This window comes from Micromonospora sp. M61, assembly GCF_018070245.1.
GTDB lineage: Bacteria > Actinomycetota > Actinomycetes > Mycobacteriales > Micromonosporaceae > Micromonospora > Micromonospora zamorensis.
Genome location: NZ_JAGPYA010000004.1, coordinates 25,629 through 43,651, shown reverse-complemented (window position 1 = coordinate 43,651; position 18,023 = coordinate 25,629). Strand labels below are relative to the sequence as shown.

General features: G+C 71.3%; 18 protein-coding genes. 13 read left to right on the top strand and 5 right to left on the bottom strand.

Going from position 1 to position 18,023, the window contains the following annotated elements; all coding sequences use genetic code 11:
- Positions 1-56: 56 nt before the first annotated feature.
- Complete coding sequence (locus KBX34_RS03535; RefSeq protein WP_141912721.1) at positions 57-1,007, bottom strand: iron chelate uptake ABC transporter family permease subunit; 951 nt, start codon at positions 1,005-1,007, stop codon at positions 57-59.
- A gap of 236 nt (positions 1,008-1,243) precedes the next feature.
- Between KBX34_RS03535 and KBX34_RS03530 the strand changes: the two genes are divergently transcribed.
- The 6 genes from KBX34_RS03530 (at position 1,244) to KBX34_RS03505 (ending at position 7,913) form a co-directional block, all read left to right on the top strand.
- Positions 1,244-2,275 (top strand): ABC transporter substrate-binding protein, encoded by a 1,032-nt coding sequence (locus KBX34_RS03530; protein WP_099854187.1) that lies wholly within the window; start codon positions 1,244-1,246, stop codon positions 2,273-2,275.
- A gap of 4 nt (positions 2,276-2,279) precedes the next feature.
- Positions 2,280-2,432: a hypothetical protein gene (locus KBX34_RS03525; RefSeq protein WP_210923223.1), complete on the top strand. Its 153-nt coding sequence runs from the start codon at positions 2,280-2,282 to the stop codon at positions 2,430-2,432.
- A gap of 174 nt (positions 2,433-2,606) precedes the next feature.
- Complete coding sequence (locus KBX34_RS03520) at positions 2,607-4,145, top strand: aspartate aminotransferase family protein (protein WP_210923222.1); 1,539 nt, start codon at positions 2,607-2,609, stop codon at positions 4,143-4,145.
- 62 nt (positions 4,146-4,207) lie between these two features.
- Entirely contained in the window at positions 4,208-5,485 is a 1,278-nt protein-coding gene (locus tag KBX34_RS03515; protein ID WP_210923376.1) for a lysine N(6)-hydroxylase/L-ornithine N(5)-oxygenase family protein, read from the top strand.
- On the top strand, positions 5,482-6,072 hold the full coding sequence (locus KBX34_RS03510) for a GNAT family N-acetyltransferase (protein WP_210923220.1): 591 nt from the start codon (positions 5,482-5,484) through the stop codon (positions 6,070-6,072). The genes KBX34_RS03515 and KBX34_RS03510 overlap by 4 nt, the downstream gene beginning before the upstream one ends.
- Positions 6,069-7,913, top strand: coding sequence for an IucA/IucC family siderophore biosynthesis protein (locus KBX34_RS03505; protein WP_210923218.1), 1,845 nt, complete (start codon positions 6,069-6,071; stop codon positions 7,911-7,913). Before KBX34_RS03510 ends, KBX34_RS03505 begins: the two co-directional genes overlap by 4 nt.
- Before the next feature lie 10 nt (positions 7,914-7,923).
- On the opposite strand, the gene KBX34_RS03500 is transcribed toward KBX34_RS03505, so the two are convergent.
- Positions 7,924-8,397 (bottom strand): MarR family winged helix-turn-helix transcriptional regulator, encoded by a 474-nt coding sequence (locus KBX34_RS03500; protein WP_088948518.1) that lies wholly within the window; start codon positions 8,395-8,397, stop codon positions 7,924-7,926.
- 138 nt (positions 8,398-8,535) lie between these two features.
- Between KBX34_RS03500 and KBX34_RS03495 the strand changes: the two genes are divergently transcribed.
- Positions 8,536-9,096, top strand: a complete 561-nt coding sequence (locus tag KBX34_RS03495) for an NADPH-dependent FMN reductase (RefSeq protein ID WP_210923216.1) — start codon at positions 8,536-8,538, stop codon at positions 9,094-9,096.
- 105 nt (positions 9,097-9,201) lie between these two features.
- The gene (locus KBX34_RS03490; protein WP_210923214.1) at positions 9,202-10,506 is read left to right on the top strand and encodes an MFS transporter; all 1,305 of its coding nucleotides are present in this window, start codon (positions 9,202-9,204) and stop codon (positions 10,504-10,506) included.
- Between the two features lie 263 nt (positions 10,507-10,769).
- On the opposite strand, the gene KBX34_RS03485 is transcribed toward KBX34_RS03490, so the two are convergent.
- On the bottom strand, positions 10,770-11,255 hold the full coding sequence (locus KBX34_RS03485; RefSeq protein ID WP_210923212.1) for a GNAT family N-acetyltransferase: 486 nt from the start codon (positions 11,253-11,255) through the stop codon (positions 10,770-10,772).
- 132 nt (positions 11,256-11,387) lie between these two features.
- On the opposite strand from KBX34_RS03485, the gene KBX34_RS03480 reads away from it, so the two are divergent.
- Complete coding sequence (locus tag KBX34_RS03480) at positions 11,388-12,050, top strand: fasciclin domain-containing protein (protein ID WP_099854172.1); 663 nt, start codon at positions 11,388-11,390, stop codon at positions 12,048-12,050.
- A gap of 51 nt (positions 12,051-12,101) precedes the next feature.
- Here KBX34_RS03480 and KBX34_RS03475 read toward each other — a convergent pair whose 3' ends face one another.
- Both KBX34_RS03475 and KBX34_RS03470 read right to left on the bottom strand, forming a co-directional pair.
- Entirely contained in the window at positions 12,102-13,115 is a 1,014-nt protein-coding gene (locus KBX34_RS03475; protein ID WP_210923210.1) for a phosphotransferase family protein, read from the bottom strand.
- On the bottom strand, positions 13,112-14,185 hold the full coding sequence (locus KBX34_RS03470; RefSeq protein WP_210923209.1) for a LacI family DNA-binding transcriptional regulator: 1,074 nt from the start codon (positions 14,183-14,185) through the stop codon (positions 13,112-13,114). Before KBX34_RS03470 ends, KBX34_RS03475 begins: the two co-directional genes overlap by 4 nt.
- Before the next feature lie 124 nt (positions 14,186-14,309).
- Between KBX34_RS03470 and KBX34_RS03465 the strand changes: the two genes are divergently transcribed.
- From KBX34_RS03465 to KBX34_RS03450, 4 genes are all read left to right on the top strand, one after another.
- Positions 14,310-15,026: a cupin domain-containing protein gene (locus tag KBX34_RS03465; RefSeq protein ID WP_210923207.1), complete on the top strand. Its 717-nt coding sequence runs from the start codon at positions 14,310-14,312 to the stop codon at positions 15,024-15,026.
- Between the two features lie 165 nt (positions 15,027-15,191).
- A complete protein-coding gene (locus KBX34_RS03460; RefSeq protein ID WP_210923205.1) occupies positions 15,192-16,163 on the top strand; it encodes an ABC transporter permease in 972 nt (323 codons plus the stop codon).
- Positions 16,164-16,186: 23 nt separating this feature from the next.
- Positions 16,187-17,191: an ABC transporter substrate-binding protein gene (locus KBX34_RS03455; protein ID WP_088948509.1), complete on the top strand. Its 1,005-nt coding sequence runs from the start codon at positions 16,187-16,189 to the stop codon at positions 17,189-17,191.
- Between the two features lie 43 nt (positions 17,192-17,234).
- Positions 17,235-17,990 (top strand): ABC transporter ATP-binding protein, encoded by a 756-nt coding sequence (locus KBX34_RS03450; protein ID WP_247666864.1) that lies wholly within the window; start codon positions 17,235-17,237, stop codon positions 17,988-17,990.
- The last annotated feature ends 33 nt before the right edge of the window (positions 17,991-18,023 follow it).

Genomic DNA, 18,023 nt, shown 5'->3' with positions numbered 1-18,023 from the left:
CGCGATGGCGCGACGCGCCACAGTGCTGAGCCTGCTGGTTCGCTCGCTGCGCTCGCTCACGGGTGGGCCACCTTCGCGCGGGTGACCAGCCACAGGAAGAGCGGGCCGCCCAGCACGGCGGTCACCATGCCGACCTGGAGTTCTCCGGGTCGGCCCAGCACCCGGCCGAGCACGTCCGCGCCGAGCAGCAGGGCGGGCGCGAGCACCGCGCAGTACGGCAGCAGCCAGCGCAGGTCCGGGCCGGTCAGGGCGCGTACCAGGTGTGGCACCAGCAGCCCGACGAAGACGATCGGGCCGCAGGCGGCGGTCGCGGCGCCGCAGAGCAGCGTGACCGCCACGATCACGGCGGCGCGGATCAGCCCCGGTCGGGCACCCAGGGCCCGTGCGGCGTCGTCGCCGAGCGCGAGGGCGTTCAGCGGTCGGGCGGCGCCGAGCGCGACCAGGAGGCCGACCAGGATGAACGGCAGCACCCGGGTCACCGTCGCGGAGTCCGCGCTGGCCAGCGAACCGACCGTCCAGAACCGCAGGCGGTCCAGCGAGGCCGTGTCCAGCAGCATCACCGCGCTCACGTACGAGTAGAGGGTGGCGTTGAGGGCTGCGCCGGCCAGCGCGAGGCGGGCCGGGGTGGCGCCACGCCCGCCGCCGACGGCGTAGACGAGTGCGGTCACCACGGCCGCGCCGAACAGCGCGAACCAGACGTACCCGCCGATGGCGGTGACGCCCAGGAACGCGGCGGCGGTGGCGACGGCCGCGGACGCGCCGGCGTTGATGCCGAGCAGCCCGGGGTCGGCGAGGGGGTTGCGGGTGAGGGCCTGCATGACCGCGCCGGCCACGCCGAGCGCGGCGCCGGCAAGCAGTCCGAGCAGGGTACGCGGCAGGCGCATCCGGTGCACCACGGCGTACTCGGTGGCGTCGCGGTGCAGCAACCCGGACCAGACGTCGGCGAGCGGTAGGGCTTTCGCTCCGACCGCGATGCTGAGCACCACGATCACCCCGAGCAGCGCCACGGCGGCGACCAGGCCGGCGGCGCGGGCCGTCCGCGCGCCGCGCCGAGCCGGGGGTCCGGCCGATTTCCTGTCCGTCACCGACGGTGTCGCCTCGGTGACGGTAGCTGTGGCGTCCAGTGTGGGCTCCGGAGTTGTGGTGGCACGGCGGACCGCTGTTGACAATGACCGAGGTTAGGCTAACCTAACCCCGCTGCCCTGGTCGAGCCCGGCCAGACCCTTGATCGAAAGACAACACCATGACCGATGCCCTGTCCGCACGTCGCCTCTCCCGCCGTGGCCTGCTGGCCGCCGGTGGTGCCGCCACGCTGGCCACCCTGCTCGCCGCCTGCGGCAAGGACGACACCGCGAAGCCCGCCGCCGGCAACGGAAGTGGTCCCTGGTCGTTCACCGACGACCGCGGTACGAAGGTCGATGCCGCAGCCCGCCCGACCCGCGTCGTGGCCTTCACCGGCGTGGCGGCGGCACTGATCGATTTCGGTCTCGACAAGCAGCTCGTCGGAGTGTTCGGTGAAACCAAGCGAGCCGACGGCAGTGCCGATCCCCAAGCCGGCGACCTGAACGTCGAGAGCGTCGAGATCCTCGGCAACGTGTGGGGCGAGTTCAGCCTGGAGAAGTACGCGGCGCTGCGCCCCGAGCTGCTGGTCACCCACATGTACGACCCGGACGCCCTCTGGTACGTGCCGGACGAGAGCAAGAGCAAGATCCTCCCGCTCGCGCCCAGTGTGGCGATCACCACCGCCCGGGTGCCGATGACCAAGCCGATCGAGCGCTACGCCGCGCTGGCCGAGTCGCTCGGCGCGGACCTGTCCGCGAAGAAGGTCACCGACGCGAAGACCCGCTTCGACGCCGCCGCCGAGGCGGTCCGGCAGGCGGTCAAGGCCAACCCCGGCATCAAGGTGATGGCCTGCTCCGGCAGCCCCGACCTGTTCTACGTCTCCAACCCGAAGGTCAGCACCGACCTGATGTACTTCGCCGAGCTGGGCGTCGACATCGTGGTGCCCAACAAGCTCGAATCCGGCGACTACTTCGAGGCGCTGAGCTGGGAGAACACCGGCAAGTTCCCGGCCGACCTGATCCTGCTGGACAACCGCAGCACCGCCCTCCAGCCCAAGGACCTCGCCGCCAAGCCGACCTGGCAGCAACTGCCGGCGGTCAAGGCCAACCAGGTCACCGCCTGGGACGCGGTGCCCCGCTTCTCGTACGCCGGCTCCGCGCCGCTGCTGGAAAACCTCGCCACCGCCATCCGGAACGCGAAGAAGGTCAGCTGACGCCATGAGTACGAGCACCGTCGAACCGATCGCCCTCCAGTACCGCTTCTTCGCCGCGCACGTCGTACGGGCCCGTCGGGTCGGCGCCTCGCTGGTGCGGGTGACCTTCGGCGGTGCGGACCTGACGGCGAGCGCGGCTTCGACCGTCGGCGGGTGACCTTCGCCGGCTACTGGCGCTGTGGGCTCTCCGAGGAGGACCTGCGCGCCGAGGCGCTGGTCGGCGCCACGGCCTGAGTGGCGAACCCATCAGAAAGGCAGCACCACCCCGAGGCGCACCGCCGCGCCGGGGGTGGTTCCGGCTGCCCTCGTCCAGAACGTGGAAGGACTTCGAGTGACCGTGCCGACGTACCCCGTCGAGAACACCGCGCCGTCACCGGCGCCCGCCGCCGCGCGGGCCCAACTGTTGCACGACGGCTCGGTCGAGCAGTACCGGCGGGCGATCGCCGACGGCGTCGACCGCGTCGCCCGCCGGGTGGCCACCGTGGACCGTCCCGTCACCGGGATCACGCCTGCCGAGCTGGCCCCCCTGGTCGACCGGGTGGACCTGGACCGGCCGTTGGGCGACGCCGGAGCCGCACTGGACGAGCTGGAGGACGTCTACCTGCGCGACGCCGTCTGGTTCCACCACCCCCGCTATCTCGCCCACCTCAATTGCCCGGTGGCCATCCCGGCGCTGCTCGGCGAGGCGGTGCTCACCGCCGTGAACTCGTCCCTGGACACCTGGGACCAGAGCGCCGGGGCGACCCTCATCGAGCGGCGGCTGATCGACTGGACCGCCGAGCGGATCGGCCTCGGCCCCAGCGCGGACGGCGTCTTCACCAGCGGTGGCAGCCAGTCCAACCTCCAGGCGCTGCTGCTGGCCCGCGAGGAGGCGTGCGTCGACGCGGTCGGCCCGGCGGCCCGCGCGGAGCTGCTGCCCCGACTGCGGGTGCTCACCTCCGCGGCCGGTCACTTCAGCGTGCAGAAGTCGGCCAAACTGCTCGGCCTCGCCCCGGACGCCGTGATCGCGGTGCCCACCGACGCCCGGCGACGGATCCGGGCGTCCGCCGTCCGCGAGGAGATCGAGCGCTGCCGGCAGGCCGGGCTGGTGGTGATGGCGGTCGTCGCCACGGCCGGCACCACCGACTTCGGCTCCATCGACCCGTTGACGGAGCTCGCCGGGATCTGCGCGGCGACCGGTGTCTGGCTGCACGTGGACGCCGCGTACGGGTGCGGTCTGCTGATCTCGCCGACGCGCCGGCACCTGCTCGGCGGCATCGAACGGGCCGACTCGGTGACCGTCGACTTCCACAAGTCGTTCTTCCAGCCGGTCAGCTCCAGCGCGCTGCTGGTCCGCGACCGGGGGGTGCTGCGGCACGCCACCTACCACGCCGACTACCTCAACCCGGCCCGGATGGTGGAGCAGCGCATCCCCAACCAGGTCGACAAGAGCCTGCAGACCACCCGCCGCTTCGACGCGCTGAAGCTCTGGCTGACGCTGCGGGTGATGGGCCCGCACGCGCTCGGCGCGCTCTTCGACGAGGTGGTCGACCGGGCCGCCGACGCCTGGCAGTTGGTCAGCGAGGACCCCCGCTTCGAAGTGGTGACCCGCTCCGAGCTGAGCACTGTGGTCTTCCGCTACCTGCCCACCGGCCCCGGACGGGACCTGGCCGACGCGGCCAACCTGCACGCCCGGGAGGCCCTCGCGGCGTCCGGCCTCGCCGTGGTCGCCGGGACCCGGGTCGACGGCCGGCACTTCTTGAAGTTCACCCTGCTCAACCCGGCGACCACAGTCGAAGACGTCGGCTACGTCCTCGACCTGATCGCCACCCACGCCGGCCGCTACGTGCACGACCACGTCACCGCCGACCTGACCTGCCACGTCAGCTGATGCCGATCGACCTGCCCAGTCGGCTGATGCCGATGAACTCCAACCTGGGCCTGGAGGGCCGGATGTCCACCCACGACTTCATCGCCATCGGGCTGGGCCCGTACAACCTGGGCCTGGCCTGCCTCACGGCGCCGATCGACGAGCTGGACGGGGTGTTCCTGGAGGCCCGCCCGAGCCTCGCCTGGCACCCCGGCATGCTGCTGGAGTCGGCGCGCCTGCAGACCCCGTTCATCGCCGACCTGGTCAGCCTCGCCGACCCGACGTCGCCGTACTCCTTCCTCAACTACCTCAAGGAGATCGGCCGGCTCTACCCGTTCTACATCCGGGAGAGCTTCTACCCGCTGCGCAGCGAGTACGACGCGTACTGCCGGTGGGCGGCGGCGAAGCTGCCGAACGTGCGTTTCGGTCAGACAGTGACCACTGTGGAGTACGACGCCGCCGACGACCGGTACGTGGTGCGGGCCAGCACTGGCACCGGAGAGGCCGTCGAGTACGCGGCCCGGCACCTGGTGCTCGGCACCGGCACCCCGCCGTACCTGCCCGACGCCGTCGCCGCGCTGCCCGGGGACGCCGTGCACAACTCCCGTTACCTGGAGCACCGGGCGGCGCTGCGCACCAAGCGCAGCATCACAGTGGTGGGCAGTGGGCAGAGCGCCGCCGAGATCTACCACGACCTGCTCGGTGACATCGGCCGGTACGGCTACCAGCTCAACTGGGTGACCCGTTCGCCGCGGTTCTTCCCGCTCGAATACACCAAGCTGACGCTGGAGATGACCTCACCGGACTACGTGGACTACTTCCACGCGCTGCCCGAGGCGACCCGCTACCGGCTGGAGACCGAGCAGAAGGGCCTGTTCAAGGGGATCAACGCGGATCTGATCAACGAGATCTTCGACCTGCTGTACGCGCACACCGTCGACGGACCGGTGAACACCCGCCTGCTCACCAACACCGAGCTGGTCGGGGCCGACCACCAGGACGGGGTGTACACGCTCGGGCTGCGTCAGGTGGAGCAGGAGCGGGACTTCACAGTGCGTACCGAGGGGTTGGTGCTGGCGACCGGCTACCACTACCGGGTGCCGGAGTTCCTCACGCCGGTGCGTGACCGGATCCGCTGGGACGGGCACGGCCGGTTCGACGTGGCCCGCAACTACAGCATCGACCACAGCGGGCGGGGCATCTTCCTGCAGAACGCGGGCACCCACACGCACAGCATCACCTCGCCGGACCTGGGCATGGGCCCCTACCGCAACTCCTGGATCATCCGTGAGCTGCTCGGCCGGGAGTACTACCCGATCGAGAAGAGCATCACCTTCCAGGAGTTCGGGGTGACATCGTGAGCGTCGTCTTCGCCCGCTCCGACGATCGGCTCGGCGAGTTCGCCCTGCGTACGCTCGACCTGGACACCGACGCCGCGCTGCTGCACACCTGGGTGACCCACCCGAAGGCGGCGTTCTGGCTGATGCAGGACGCCGACCTGGCCCGGGTGACCGACGAGTACCAGCGGATCGCCGAACACCCGCACCACGACGCGTACCTCGGGCTGTGGCGGGGGAGTCCCGCCTTCCTCGCCGAGCGCTACGACCCGGCCCACGTCGAGCTGGCCGGCCTCTACGACCACCAACCCGGTGACGTGGGCATGCACTTCCTCTGCGCGCCCGTCGGCACTCCGGTGCACGGCTTCACCCGGGCGGTCCTCGGCACCGTCATGGCGTGGCTCTTCGACGACCCCGCGACCAGACGGGTGGTGGTCGAGCCGGACGTCCGCAACACGGCCGTGCACGCGCTGAACGCCGCCGTCGGCTTCGAGGTCGTCGGCCCGATCGCCAAGCCCGAGAAAGACGCGCTGCTCAGCGTCTGCACCCGAGCCCAGTTCCAGGCCGCCGACCTCGCCGCCGCAGCCCGAACCGAAGGAGCCCCGGCGTGACCGCCACCGCCGTTCCCACCCAGACGCCCGCCGCCGGGCACGCCGCTTCCGGAGACCCGGTCGGGCACCTCACCCCGCAGCGCTGGGCCCGGGCCAACCGGCTGCTGGTCCGCAAGGCGCTCGCCGAGTTCACCCACGAACGACTGCTCGCACCGGAGCCCGTGCCAGGCCCCGACGACCGACAGTCCTACGAGGTCCGCAGCGACGACGGCACTGTCACCTACCGCTTCGCCGCGCGGGTGCTCGCCCTGGCGCACTGGCAGATCGACGCCGACAGCATCACCCGGCACCGCGACGGCACACCCCTGCCACCCGACGCGGTGGATTTCATCGTCGAGCTGCGCGGCACCCTCGGGCTCTCCGCGCGGGTGCTCCCGGTCTACCTGGAGGAGATCACCTCGACGCTGGCGGGCACCGCGTACAAGCTGGCCAAGGCCACGCCCACCGCCGCCGAGCTGGCCACTGCGGACTTCCAGACCATCGAGACGTCGATGACCGAGGGCCACCCCTGCTTCGTGGCCAACAACGGCCGCCTCGGCTTCGGCGTCGACGAGTACCACCGCTACGCCCCGGAGACCGCCGAGGCGGTACGCCTGGAATGGCTCGCCGCGCACCGGGACCACTCGACGTTCAGCAGCGCCGCCGACCTCGACTACGACGCGCTGATCGAGAGCGAGCTGGACGCGCAGACCCGGGCCCGGTTCGCGGCCACGATGGCCGACCTGGGCCTCGACCTCGCCGACTACCACCTGATCCCCGCGCACCCGTGGCAGTGGTGGAACAAGCTGGCGGTCACCTTCGCCGGGGAGCTGGCCGAACGTCGGCTGGTGCACCTCGGCCCCGGACCGGACGCGTACCTCGCCCAGCAGTCCATCCGCACCTTCTTCAACGTGAGCGAGCCGAGCCGGCACTACGTGAAGACCGCGCTGTCGGTGCTGAACATGGGCTTCATGCGGGGGTTGTCGGCCGCGTACATGGCGGCCACCCCGGCGATCAACGACTGGCTGGCCGACCTGATCGCGCGCGACGAGGTGCTGACCGGCACCGGCCTGACCGTGATCCGGGAACGGGCCGCTGTGGGTTACCGGCACCGGCAGTACGAGGCGGCGACCGACCGCACCTCCCCGTACCGGAAGATGTTGGCCGCCCTGTGGCGCGAGAGCCCGGTGCCCGACCTGGCGCCGGGGCGGCGACTGTCCACCATGGCCGCGCTGCTGCACGTGGACAACGACGGCGGCTCGCTGGCCGCGGAGCTGATCGCCCGGTCCGGGTTGGCTCCCGAGGTCTGGCTGCGTCGCTACCTGGACGCCTACCTGACCCCGCTGCTGCACAGCTTCTACGCCCACGACCTGGCGTTCATGCCGCACGGCGAGAACGTCATCCTGGTCCTCGACGAGCACGACACGGTCGAGCGGGTGATCTTCAAGGACATCGCCGAGGAGATCGCGGTGATGAGCGCCGACGTCGAGCTGCCCGCCGAGGTGGAGCGGATCCGGGTCGACGTGCCCGACGACACCAAGCTGCTGACCATCTTCACCGACGTGGTGGACTGCTTCCTGCGTCACCTCAACGCGGTCCTGGTCGAGGCCGGCGTGCTCGCCGAGGACGACTTCTGGCGTACGGTCGCGGCCTGCGCGGCCGACTACTTCGACAGGGTGCCGCACCTGGCCGAGCGGGTCCGCCACTACGACCTGTTCGCCCCGGAGTTCACGTTGTCCTGCCTCAACCGGCTCCAGCTACGCAACAACCAGCAGATGGTCGATCTGGCCGACCCGTCGGCGGCTCTCCAGTTCGTCGGCACCCTCGTCAACCCGCTGGCGGCCCACGCGCCGACCCGCTGACCACGAGCTCTCAGCGGGTCGGCTCCGCCGTGCCGGCCCGCTGGAACGCACGGGCCAACTGGGCCAGGTCGAAGCCCTCGAAGTGCTGGAGGAACCGGCGGCGTACGGCGGCCAGGTGACTGGGCCAGGACTCCTGGAGGCGGGCGAAGCCGGCGTCGGTGAGGACGGCGTTCCAGCCGCGGGCGTCCTCCTCGCACCGTTCCCGCTTGACCAGGCCCTGCGTCTCCAACCGGATGATCGTGCGGGTCATGCCGCTGAGCGAGAGATGGCACAGCGCCGCGAGCTCGTGCATGCGCATCCGCCGGTCCGGTGCCTCCGACAGGTTCATCAGGGCGGTGTACTCCGTGAGTGGTAACTGACGGTCACCGACCATGTCTGCGTCGATCGCACGGGGCAACACGTGCATCACCTGGCCCAGGGCGCGGACCAGGGCCTCCTCGTCAGGGTTGAGGGGTTGCGGCGTCGGCGCGGAGGGGTTGGACATCCTCATATCATACTTGTTTGACTGAGCAAATGGTTACCCTCCGTGTGACTACGACCATAACCAGAGTATTTGCTTGACCAATCAAGCACCGGTTAGCGTTCTGGCCGTCAGGCAAGGACCTCTGGAAGGGCACCACACATGACCAGGATCGGGATCATCCTCGGAAGCACCCGTCCGGGGCGTAACGGGGAAGCCGTCGCCCGCTGGGTGCTGGAGATCGCCAAGCAGCGCTCCGACGCGGAGTACGAGCTGATCGACCTGCTCGACTACCAGCTGCCGCACCTCGACGAGGCGTACCCGCCCTCGATGGGTCAGTACTCCCAGCCGCACACGCTGCGCTGGGCCGAGACGATCGCTTCGTACGACGGGTTCATCATCGTCACCCCCGAGTACAACCACTCCACCTCGGGCGCCCTGAAGAACGCGATCGACTTCCTCTACGCCGAGTGGAACAACAAGGCCGTTGGCTTCGTCAGCTACGGCTCGGTCGGCGGGGCGCGTGCCGTGGAGCACCTGCGTCTGATCTCCGGTGAGCTTCAGATGGCCGACGTGCGTTCGCAGGTCGCGCTGTCGCTCTTCACCGACTTCGAGAACTTCAGCATCTTCAAGCCCAACCAGTTCCAGCAGGACGCGCTGACCACCACGCTCGACCAGGTGGTCGCCTGGAGCTCCGCGCTCGCTCCGCTGCGCAAGGGCTGACCGTTTCGGGCTTTCCGGCGGCGGCCGCGGGATCCTTACCGCGGCCGCCGCCGTGCCCGCATGTGCGGGCCAACCGGATCGGCGACGCGTACTACCCTCGGCCGCATGAGCCGACCTGCCGGCGCAGACCGGCCTCCGCTGTGGCGGGACCGCACCTTCGGCACGTACTGGGTCGCGCAGTCGCTCTCGGCGGCCGGCGACTCGTTCGCGTACCTGGCGGTGCCGCTGCTGGTGCTCCAGGCGACCGGGTCGGTGGCGCAGATGGGCCTGCTCACGGCCGTCGCGGGCGCGGCGTCCGTCGCCGCCGGGATCTTCGGCGGGGTTCTGGTCGACCGGTACGACCGCCGCACGCTGATGATCGCGGCGGACCTGACCCGCCTGGTGCTCTACGGCCTGGTGCCGCTGGCGTGGCTGGCGGGCCCGCAGGTGTGGCTGCTCTTCGTCGTGCTGCCGATCTGCGAGGCCGCCGGCATGGTGTTCCAGGTCGCCGCCGTCACCGCGGTCCGCAACCTCGTCGATCGTGATCGGCTCACCGAGGCCAACGGTCGGTTGCAGGCGACGTACGCGGCGGCGGCCGTCCTCGGGCCGCTGCTCGCCGGCGTGGTGTCGGCCCGCTTCGGCCCGTCGACCGCCATCGCCGTCAACGCGGCGAGTTTCGCGCTCTCCGCGGCGGGACTGTGGATGATCCGACTGCGGCCCGCGCCGGCCGACGGCGCCGCGGCGGTGGCCCGGGAGCGGCCGCTGGCCGAGTTCCTGGCCGGGGCGCGGTTCCTGTGGCGACAGCCCGTCCTACGCGCGCTGACCATCCTGCTGTCGGTGTTCATCTTCCTGACCTACGGCTTCGTCGACGTGCTGATCTACCACGTCACCCACGACCTCGGCGGCTCCGAGGGCACCGTCGGCACGGTGCTCGGCCTGGCGGCGCTGGGCACAGTCGCCGGTGCGCTGCTGGTGGCCCCGCTGCGTCGACGGCGCGGATTCGGCGCGACGTGGATCGGCGCCCACGCGATCTGCGGGTTCGCGGTGGCGGGCGTCGGCATCGCGACGAGCGTGCCCGCTGTCACCGCGCTGACCGCCGTGTACCTGTGCTGCCTCAGCGTCGGCGGCATCTGCTCGATGTCGCTGCGCCAGGAGATCACCCCTGACCACCTGCTCGGCCGGGTCACGTCGGCGTTCTGGAGCACGCACTACGCGCTCGGTCCGGCTGGCGCAGTCGTGCTGACCTGGGCCGCCGCCCGGTTCGGCGTCGCGGCCGTCACGCTCGCGGCCGGAGCGGGGTGCCTGCTGGTAGCCGTCGGTGGCCTCTTCAGCCCGGTCCGCCGCGCCGGCTCCGAGCCGCGTCGTCCGCCTGCCGCAGTCGTGCTGGGCGGGGCCGGTCAGCCACCGGCGGACCATCCCTCGACGGCGTGAGTCGGCACTCCGCCTGGGCGGTGGCTCCGGGCGACATGTCCCGCGGTGCCTGTCGAGCTGCCCCGTCAGTGGGGCAGCCACGCCCGTAGCCGCCGCATGGTCAGGCAGGCCGCCTGCCGTCTCCCGGATGCCGCCCCCGCCGGGCGCGGACCGAGGCGACCGCCGACCGGGAGTCCCGCCCCACGAATGGGGCAGCTCGACAGGCACCGAGCAGCACATCCCATCCGCCAGCCGCGTTCGGGGCGTCCGCGCGACTCGGCCGCTCAGAACTCCTGGTACATGACGTGCAGCCCGACCCGGCCGAGAGCGGGATGGCGGAACGCGCCCGGCACCGTGCCGACCACCGCGAAGCCCTCCCGCCGGTACAACTCCACCGCCGACCGGTTGCTCTCCGCCACTGCGTTGAACTGCATGCCGGCGTACCCCTGCTCGCGGGCCCAGGTCAGGGCATCGCGGCACAGCGCGGTGCCCACGCCCCGGCCCCGCGCGTCGGCGGCGACCATGAAGCTCGCGGTCGACACGTGCGCGCCCGGCCCGGGCCGGTTGGTGCCCATCTTCGCGGTGCCGAGCACCCGCTCGCCGTCCACCGCCACGACCGTCCGACCTGGTGTCACCTCGACCCACGTGCCGTACGACTGCTCGGCGGTCATCGCCGGGTCGTAGGTGAAGGTCTCCTGTGCCCCGATCACCCCCTCGATGATCGGCCACACCTGCGACCAGTCCTGGTCGACGAACTCCCGAATCAGCACCGGGGGAGGTTAAGCCCGCGACGAGCCCCGGACAATCGGTTATCCCCGGGTGCATCCGAGCAGCGGTCCCGGTGCGAAGCATGGGTCGTGACGAGACGTCACGGATCCGACGCTTCGACGAAAGGCCCGCTGATGAAGATCGCACGACTCGCCGCCAGGATGGCGGTGGGCGCCATGGCCACCGCGCTGGCCACCACGGCCATCGCTGTGCCGGCCGCTCAGGCGACCGGCAAGGCCAAGCCGCTCGGCACGACCTCACTCGCCGCTGTGCTCACGAAGGACACCAGCGGCTTCGACCGCAACTCGCGGGACTTCGACGTGCTGACCGCGGCCGTGCTGGCCGTGCTGGAGGCCAAGCCGAACTCGCCGGTCAAGGTGCTCACCGACGGCACTGTCGCACTGACCGCGTTCATCCCCACCGATGCGGCCTTCCAGCAGTTGGTACGCGAGATCACGGAGGCGAAGAAGCTGCCGAGCGAGAGCGCGGCCTTCTCCGCCGTCGCCGGGCTGGGCATCGACACCGTCGAATCGGTGCTGCTCTACCACGTGGTGCCGGGCGCCACCATCGATCGCAAGACGGCGGTCCGGGCCGACGGCACGGACCTGAGCACCGCGCTCGGCTCGACCGTCGAGGTCGACGTGCGCACCTACCTGTACTTCTTCCGCCAGGTGCGCCTGATCGACGCTGACACCAACGACCGGGACGCCCGCGTCGTCACCTTCGACGTCAACAAGGGCAACCGGCAGATCGCGCACTCGGTGGACCGGGTGCTGCGCCCGATCGACCTGCCCTGACCGAGGGCGGGTGGCGTCCGACCACGCGTCGGGCGCCACCCGCGCCGGCCGTCAGGCCGAGGCGAGCGCGGCGATCTCCTCGTCGAGCAGACCTGCCACCCGGGCATGCCGCCCCGCGTGGGTGCTAACGGTCATGCCGCGGCTGGGCATTTCCACAGTCATCAGCAGGTACAGGTGCAGCCGGTAGAGACCCAACCGGCGGCGCGCGGAGGCGTCCAGCAGCAGGGGCTCGGCGGCGGTGGCCTGGTAGCCACGCAGCAGGGGATGCTCCGGTTCCTCCTCCACACGCCGGAAGAGCAGTGGCGAGACCAGGTCCAGCAGTGGATCGCCATAGAGGAACCGTTCGCCGTCCACCAGGCCACGCAGCCGCCACCGGCCGTCCGGGTCGGGCGCGGCCAGCACGTTGCCGTCCCAGCAGTCGAAGTGCAGCAATGCCGGCCGGCGCACCTCGTCCAGCACGGCGGCGTGCCGCTGCACCAGCGCGTGCAGGCGTGCCGGGGTGACCGGAAGCCGGACGTTCCAGTCGGTCGCGTCGGCGAGCAGCGCATCGAGCATCGCCGTGAACGCGGCCCGCCAGGTCGACGCGCCGGGACGGTCGTCGTCGTACCCGAACCGGTCGCCGGTGACCTGGTGCAACGCGGCGAGGGCGACCCCGAGGTCGTATCGCGCCGGGCCGTCGTCGACACCACCCTCGACCAGGTCGACCAGCGACCGGCCGGGCAGCATCGCGGTGACCAACCACTCGCCGTACGCGGGGTCGGTGCCGTGGTGCAGCACCTCGGGCACCGGCACCTGCGGCGCACGCTCGGCGACGAGGTGGAAGTAGCGGGCCTCGGCCGCGCAGAGCCCGCGCTCGTAGCGCAGCAGTGGCGTCCCGGTCGGCGGGGCCAGCTTCAGCACCACCCGGCGGTCGTCGTCGAGCAGCGCCCACCAGACGGTCGCGTACCCGCCGCCGTCCAGTGGACTGGAGTCCCTGACCTGGACGTGCGACCCGAGCGACGCGCGGAGCAGGTACGCCACCTCGTCCGGCCGGAGGGCACGCTGGGTGGGGCTGGCGCCGGTCACGACTTCGCGTCACCCCGTCGGGCACGCGGCGCCGACGCGGCGGTGGCGGGGGAGGAATGCGGGGCGGGACCGGCGGTGTCGCGGCGAACCAGCTCGGCGGGGAGCACCTCGACCCGTGGTGCCGGCGCCCCGGCACCCAGCACCAGGGACATCGCGCGCACCCCCATGTCGACCAGCGGCAGGCGCACGGTGGTCAGCGCCGGGGTCACATCCCGGGCGATCGGCATGTCGTCGAAACCCACCACGGAGATCTGCTGCGGTACGGCCAGCCCGCGCGCGCGGAGGGTGGCGAGCCCGCCAATGGCCATCGAGTCGTTGAGCGCCACGATCGCGGTCAGCTCCGGGTCGGCGTCGAGCAGTCGGGCAGTGGCCTCCGCGCCGCCGTCGCGGTCGAACTCCGCGTACCGGATGCGCCGTTCCGGGAGCTCGCGGCCCTGCTCGGTGAGGGCCTGCCGGAGGCCGGCCAGCCGGTCGGTCGTGGTGGTCAGGATCCGCGGGCCGGCGACCACCCCGATCGCCCGGTGCCCCAGCCCGCACAGCTCCCGCCCGGCGAGGTAGCCGCCGGCCCGGTTGTCCGGCATCACCGCGTCGCCGGAGTGCTCGTGCCGGCCGATCACCGCCACCCGCCCGCCGGTGGCCTCGTACGCGGCGAGCTTCTCGTTGAGCTGCCGGGTGAACGCCTCGTCGTGGTAGCCGGAGCCGGCCAGGATCAGTGCCGCCACCTGGTGGCCGCGCAGCAGCTCCACGTACTCCAGCTCGCGGTCCGGGTCCCGGTAGCTGTTGCAGATCATCAGCAGCCGCCCCTGGTCAGTGGCGACGCGTTGCAGCCCACGGGTGATCTCGGCGAAGTACGGGTCGGAGACGTCGTGCACGATCACACCCACGGCGCTGCGGTGCGAGCGGGCCAGCAGCTGGGCATGGGCATTCGGCACGTACTGCAACTCGGCGACGGCGGCGAGCACCCGCTCACGCAGCTCGTCGGTGACCGGCTTGCTGCTGCCGTTGATGACGCGGGAGGCGGTGGCGGGGGAGACGCCCGCGCGACGTGCCACATCGGACAGAGTCGCCATGGCCCGCCCCCTTGGTCTGTTGACGGCATTTCGCCGTGCCGGCTAGCGTCACGGTACCGCAGAGAAAGCCCTTTCCCGCAGGGAGGCCCGGCCATGTCCGATCGCTTCGCCGAGGAGTCCTTCGATGCCTGACGGGCCGGCCCCGCTGCCCGGCGGGGTCGGGGTCTCCCGGCTGCGTGTCTACGACACCGTCGCCCCGGATGGCCTGGTCGGCGGCACGCCGCACGTGCACCTGTGCTGCACCGAGGGGTACGTGGTGACCGACGGCGAGGGCGCGGTGCAGACCCTGACGACCGCCGGCTTCCGGGAGACAGCCCTGCGGCCGGGGGTGGTGGTCTGGTTCGAGCCGGGCACCGTGCACCGTCTGGTCAACACCGGGGGGCTGAGCATCGTGGTGCTCATGCAGAACAGCGGCCTGCCCGAGGCCGGCGACGCGGTGCTGACCTTCCCTCCCGACGTGCTGGCCGATCCGGGCGCGTACGCCGCGGCGGTCGCGCTACCCGATGGGGGAGCGCCGGGCGCGGACGTGCGGGCCGCGTACCGCAGGCGGGATCTGGCGGTGACCGGCTTCCAGGCGCTGCGGTCCGGCGGGCCGGCGGCGCTGGCCGCCTTCCACGCCGCCGCGGTCGCCCTGCGCCAGCCGCTGCTGGCGCGGTGGCGGCAGCGATGGGAGGCCGGCGCGGGCCGGGCCGCCGCCAGCACCGACAGCCAGCTCGACGCCTTGGAGCGAGGCGATCCCCGCTATCTGGCCGAGGCCGGGGTGTACGCGGTGGACGAGCCGGTCGAGCGGGGTCGGCTCGGCATGTGCGGCCTGCTGGACACCTACCCGGCGGCCGTCTGACCGTCCCTTCGGGACAGTTGTTGGGTCACCAGGCATCGGTGGAAACAGATCGAGGAAAGGCCTTGCCCGGCGTGAGGGCGCCGCCTACGCTCCAGGAAAGCGTTTGCCTGATCCGCCGAACGGCCCGTCAAATCGGTGCCGTGCCGGGCCCCGAGGAGGTTCCGCGTGACCGAGAACTCTCTGGACACGGCGGGCCGGCAGGCCGCCGCCGAGGCGGCGGGCGGTGATCCGGCGGCTGCGGCGTCGCTCGCCTCGGCAACGTCGACACCCGCCGAGGATCCGGGCCGGTCCACAGTGGCGGGCCGACCGCCCGGAACCGGCGGCCGACCACCCCGACCGACGCTCGGTCGCCGGGCGGCGGCCTTCGCCGACTCGCTCTGGCGTCCGGCGCTGTTGCTCGCCGTCGTCTTCGCCGCGTGGTGGTTCGTGGCCGCGCAGGAGTACGTCCCGAACTACCTGGTGCCCACACCCGCCCAGGTCTGGGAGACGATGACCGGTCAGTGGTCCGAGCTGGCCCGACACACAGTCGTCACCCTCTACGAGACGGTGCTCGGCTTCGTGCTGGCCGCCGCACTGGGTCTGGCCACCGCGGTGGCCATCGCCTACTCCCGCACCCTCGACAAGGCGCTCTATCCGATCGTCCTGTTCGCACAGGTCATCCCGAAGATCGCCATCGCGCCACTCCTGGTGGTCTGGTTCGGTCTCGGCCTCACCCCGAAGATCATCCTGGCGGTGCTCATCGCGTTCTTCCCGGTGGTCATCTCCGGCGTGGCCGGGCTGCGCTCCACCGACCCGGAACTGCTCGACCTCGCCGCCACGATGGGCGCGGGGCCGTGGCGCACCTTCCGCAAGATCCGCTTCCCGAACGCGTTGCCGCACCTGATGGCCGGCCTGAAGGTGGCCGTCACCCTCGCGGTGGTCGGCGCCGTGGTCGGTGAGTTCGTGGGCGCCAGCGAAGGGCTCGGCTACGTCCTGTTGCTGGCCAACGGCAACCTCGACGCCCCGCTGCTGTTCGCCGACCTGATCCTGATGTCCGCCATCGGCATCGTCCTGTTCGTCCTGGTCGAGATCGCCGAGGCACTGCTCATCCCGTGGCATGCCAGCCGCCGCGCCGGCGTGTCCCTCACCACCTCCTGACCGACCCCATCACGGAGGCACCGATGAAACGCACCGCCACCACCATCCTGGCCACCGCAGCCCTGCTCCTCGCCGCCACCGGCTGCGGCGGGGACGACTCCGCCGGCAAGACCGGCGCCGACGGCAGCAAACAGGTCACCCTCACCCTCAACTGGGTGCCCTACGGCGAGCACGCGCCGTTCTACTACGGCCTGCAGAAGGGCTACTACTCCGCCGAGGGCATCGACCTGAAGATCCTGCCCGGCAACGGCTCGGGCAACACGGTCAAGCAGGTCGCCCAGAAGCAGACCGACTTCGGCTGGGCGGACAGCCCGGTGCTGCTCAAGTCGGTGGCCAGTGGGATGCCGGTGCGCAGCCTCGGCGCGTACCTGGAGAAGGGCCCGTCCTCGGTGGAGTTCTTCACCGAGGAGAACATCAAGACCCCAGCCGACCTCAAGGGCAAGACCGTCGGCGGCACGCCCGGCGACGCCCTCTACGCGACCTTCCCGGCCTGGCTGGAGAAGAACGGCGTCAAGAAGGACGAGGTCAAGGTCGTCAACGTGGACGCCGCCGGCAAGATCGCCGCCCTGGCCGAGGGCAAGGTCGACGCCATCATGGGCTTCTTCCACGACCAGGCGCCGACCATCGAGAGCAAGACCGGCAAGAAGGTCGACGTGCTGCTCTTCGCCGACTACGGCATGAACCTGCTCGGCACCGGGCTGATCGCCAACACCCAGACCCTGCAGAAGGACCCGGAGCTGGCCCGCAAGTTCGTCCGTGCCACCCAGAAGTCCTGGGCCGACGCCGCACGAGACCCGGCCGGAGCGGTCAGCGCGATGGTCGCCCTCGCCGAGAACGAGCCCGCCCCCGAGGTGCTCACCAAGCAGCTCACCCTCAACCTGCCGCTGCTCGGCTCCGAAGGCCCGCCCGGAGTGAACACCGAGGCCCAGTGGACCGAGACCATCGACCTGATGTCCCGTTACGCGGAGCTGAAGGACCCGGGGGCACCCAACGCGTACTGGGACTCCTCGTACGCGGCGCAGGGGTGACGCCGTGACCGCCGCGCCGGCAGCCACCGGCACCGCCATCGGGATGTCCGGGGTGACCGTACGGTTCACCTCCCGACGGTCGCAGACCACCGCGCTGGACGACGTCTCACTGGACATCGAGCCCGGGGAGTTCGTGACGATCGTCGGTCCGTCCGGCTGCGGCAAGTCCACCCTGCTGAAGATCGTCGCGGGGTTGGTCAAGCCGACCAGCGGTGCGGTGTCGCTGTTGCAGCGCCCGGTACGCGGCCCACAGAAGGAGATCGGTTTCGTCTTCCAGAAAGCCGCGCTGCTGGAGTGGCGCGGCGCCCGGGCCAACATCCTGCTCCAAGCCGAGATGCGCGGCATGGACCGGGCCCAGGCGTCCCGTCGGGCCGACGAGCTGATCGAGATGACCGGCCTGACCGGCTTCGAGAAGGCCCTGCCGCACGAGTTGTCCGGCGGCATGCAGCAGCGGGTGGCGCTCTGCCGTGCGTTGCTGCACTCCCCACCGGTGCTGCTGATGGACGAGCCGTTCGGCGCCCTGGACGCGCTGACCCGCGAGCAGATGAATGCCGAACTGCACCGGATCTGGCGGGAGACCGACACCACTGTGGTGCTGGTCACCCACTCCATCGCCGAGGCGGTCTTCCTCGGCACCCGGGTCGTGGTGATGAGCGCCCGGCCCGGCCGGATCATCCGCACCTTTCCGGTCGAGCTGCCGGCGCACCGCGACTACGCGCAGGTGATGTCGGACCCCCGTTTCGACCGCCTCGCCACCGACCTGCGTGGGTTGCTCGGCAGCGCGGCCGCCAACCACTGAGCGCGGATCGGCACGACCAGCACGACGGAAGGA

Excerpts from the sequence above, each read along its gene's own strand:
- KBX34_RS03450 (WP_247666864.1), top strand. The coding sequence starts at position 17,235 with ATGTCCGGGGTGACCGTACGGTTCACCTCCCGACGGTCGCAGACCACC.
- KBX34_RS03500 (WP_088948518.1), bottom strand. The coding sequence starts at position 8,397 with ATGTCCAACCCCTCCGCGCCGACGCCGCAACCCCTCAACCCTGACGAG.
- KBX34_RS03465 (WP_210923207.1), top strand. The coding sequence starts at position 14,310 with ATGCCTGACGGGCCGGCCCCGCTGCCCGGCGGGGTCGGGGTCTCCCGG.
- KBX34_RS03490 (WP_210923214.1), top strand. The coding sequence starts at position 9,202 with ATGAGCCGACCTGCCGGCGCAGACCGGCCTCCGCTGTGGCGGGACCGC.
- KBX34_RS03530 (WP_099854187.1), top strand. The coding sequence starts at position 1,244 with ATGACCGATGCCCTGTCCGCACGTCGCCTCTCCCGCCGTGGCCTGCTG.
- KBX34_RS03495 (WP_210923216.1), top strand. The coding sequence starts at position 8,536 with ATGACCAGGATCGGGATCATCCTCGGAAGCACCCGTCCGGGGCGTAAC.
- KBX34_RS03455 (WP_088948509.1), top strand. The coding sequence starts at position 16,187 with ATGAAACGCACCGCCACCACCATCCTGGCCACCGCAGCCCTGCTCCTC.
- KBX34_RS03515 (WP_210923376.1), top strand. The coding sequence starts at position 4,208 with ATGTCCACCCACGACTTCATCGCCATCGGGCTGGGCCCGTACAACCTG.
- KBX34_RS03470 (WP_210923209.1), bottom strand. The coding sequence starts at position 14,185 with ATGGCGACTCTGTCCGATGTGGCACGTCGCGCGGGCGTCTCCCCCGCC.
- KBX34_RS03480 (WP_099854172.1), top strand. The coding sequence starts at position 11,388 with ATGAAGATCGCACGACTCGCCGCCAGGATGGCGGTGGGCGCCATGGCC.
- KBX34_RS03525 (WP_210923223.1), top strand. The coding sequence starts at position 2,280 with ATGAGTACGAGCACCGTCGAACCGATCGCCCTCCAGTACCGCTTCTTC.